The organism is Actinoalloteichus spitiensis RMV-1378 (assembly GCF_000239155.1).
Lineage (GTDB): Bacteria > Actinomycetota > Actinomycetes > Mycobacteriales > Pseudonocardiaceae > Actinoalloteichus_B > Actinoalloteichus_B spitiensis.
The window spans coordinates 1-2,624 of the sequence record NZ_AGVX02000719.1; the positions used below are offsets into that span (position 1 = coordinate 1).

Consider the following 2,624-nt stretch of genomic DNA (forward strand, 5'->3'; position numbering starts at 1 on the left):
GCGTTGAGCTTGCCGTCCGTGCCGCGCAGGGTGCTCTTCTCCACCGCCGTGGCCGCGCGGGACCGCAGGTAGTAGGTGGTCTTCAGGCCGCTGCGCCAGGCCAGCCGGTACAGGGCGTCCAGCTTGCGGCCGCTGGGGGCGTCGAGGTACAGGTTCAGCGACTGGGCCTGGTCGATCCACTTCTGCCGGCGGGAGGCGGCCAGCACCAGCCAGGACGGGTCCACCTCGAAGGCGGTCGCGTAGAGCGCCTTGAGGTCGGCGGGCACCCGGTCGATCTGGCCGAGGCTGCCGTCGTAGCGCTTGAGATCGCTGATCATGTCCTCGTCCCACAGCCCCCGCTCCTTGAGGTCGTGGACCAGGTGCGGGTTGACCACGGTGAAGTCACCGGACATGTTGGACTTGACGAACAGGTTGCGGTACAGCGGCTCGATGGACTGGCCGACGCCGCAGATGTTGGAGATCGTCGCGGTGGGGGCGATGGCCATCACGTTGGAGTTGCGCATCCCCTTGGTCCGTACCCGCTCGCGCAGGGTGTCCCAGTCCAGCCGGGTGGTGCGGTCGACCTCGAAGTTCTCGCCGCCCCGGGCCTGGGCGACCAGTTCCAGGGAGTCGATCGGCAGGATGCCCCGGCTCCACAGCGAGCCCTCGAAGGACTCGTAGCTGCCGCGCTCCTCCGCGAGGTCGCTGGACGCGGAGATCGCGTAGTAGCTGATCGCCTCCATCGTCTCGTCGGCGAACTCGACGGCGGCCTGGGACGACATCGGCAGCCGCAGCGTGAACAGCGCGTCCTGGAAGCCCATCAGGCCCAGCCCGACCGGCCGGTGCCGCAGGTTGGAGGTCCGGGCCTCGGGGATGGTGTAGAAGTTCACGTCGATGACGTTGTCGAGCATCCGCACGGCGGTGCGCACGGTGCGCTCCAGGCGGGCCTGGTCGACCCGGGGGACGCCGTCGCCGTCCGGCCGGATGTGGTTGGCCAGGTTGACCGATCCCAGGTTGCAGACCGCGACCTCCTCGGCGGAGGTGTTCAGCGTGATCTCGGTGCACAGGTTCGAGGAGTGCACCACGCCCACGTGCTGCTGCGGCGAGCGCAGGTTGCAGGGGTCCTTGAAGGTGATCCACGGGTGCCCGGTCTCGAAGAGCATCGTGAGCATCCGCCGCCACAGGTCGACGGCGCGGATGCGGCGGTACACCTGGATCTCGCCGTTGTCGGCGGCCGCCTCGTAGGCCAGGTAACGCTCCTCGAAGGCGGGGCCGGAGAGCTCGTGGAGGTCGGCGACCTCGTCCGGGGAGAACAGCGTCCACTGCTCGTCGGCGGCCACCCGGCGCATGAACAGGTCCGGCACCCAGTTCGCCGTGTTCATGTCGTGGGTGCGGCGGCGGTCGTCACCGGTGTTCTTGCGGAGGTCGAGGAACTCCTCGATGTCGATGTGCCAGGTCTCCAGGTAGGCGCAGACCGCGCCCTTGCGCTTGCCGCCCTGGTTGACGGCGACGGCGGTGTCGTTGGCGATCTTCAGGAACGGGACGACGCCCTGGGACTGGCCGTTGGTGCCCTTGATGTGGGCGCCCATCCCCCGGACCGGGGTCCAGTCGTTGCCGAGCCCGCCGGCGTACTTCGACAGCAGCGCGTTGTTGCGGATGCCGTGGAAGATCCCGCTGAGGTCGTCGGCCACCGTCGTCAGGAAGCAGGAGGACAGCTGCGGGCGGGTGGTGCCGGAGTTGAACAGCGTGGGCGTGGAGCACATGAAGTCGAACGACGACAGCAGCTCGTAGAACTGGATCGCCTTGCCCTCGCGGTCGTCCTCCCGCAGCGCCAGCCCCATCGCGACGCGCATGAAGAAGGCCTGCGGCAGCTCGAAGCGCACACCCCGGTGGTGCTGGAGGTAGCGGTCGTAGAGGGTCTGCAGGCCCAGGAACTGGAAGTCCAGGTCACGCTCGGGGCGCAGCGCGCGGCCGAGGCGGTCCAGGTCGAACTCGGCCAGTTCCGGGGCGAGCAGCTCGTGCTCGATCCCCCGGTGGACGAAGGCGGCGAAGGTCTCGGCGTAGCGTTCGGCCATCTCGGACTGGCTGGCCTGCTGGCCGGGTCCGAACAGGAACTCCAGCGCTTCGCGGCGGAGCTTGTCCAGCAGGAGGCGGGCGCTGACCAGCGAGTACTGGGGTTCGTTCTCCACCAGCGTCCGGGCGGCCATGATCTGCGCCGTCTCGAACTCGGCCGCGCTGATGCCGGGGTAGAGGTTGCGGACGGTCTCCTCCACCACGACCCGCTCACTGACCCCGTCGAGACCGGCGCAGGCCTCGGAGACCACCAGCCGGAGGCGGTCGACGTCGAGTGGCACCACCTGTCCCTGGGGGTCCCGCACGGTGAGACCGGGAGGGACCGAGGGGCCGGGTTCTGCGGCGGGGGTGGGGGACTGGCTGGCCAGTACGGTCACGACGCTCTCCTCGCGTGCTCGGCTGCGGTGACTTGCGGAGGGCGCGACGCGCGGGCAGCGCGGACGGCCGTGCCCCAGACACGGTTCGTCCCGCGAGACTGCCCGCCCGGCCCACCCTCGAAGCCGTCCGAACGACAGCGCACCCCTGGTGTCGGTGCGCGTGCTGACGGCAGGTCTTCGGACTCGCGGGGGGGC

Annotated in this window: 1 protein-coding gene; it reads right to left on the reverse strand. The window is 69.7% G+C overall.

Annotation, left to right across the window (positions count from 1 at the left end):
* The coding region (locus ACTIDRAF_RS31075) for a ribonucleoside-diphosphate reductase subunit alpha (RefSeq protein ID WP_052168960.1) at positions 1–2,357 on the reverse strand (2,357 nt) is incomplete at its 3' end.
* Positions 2,358–2,624 lie beyond the last annotated feature (267 nt).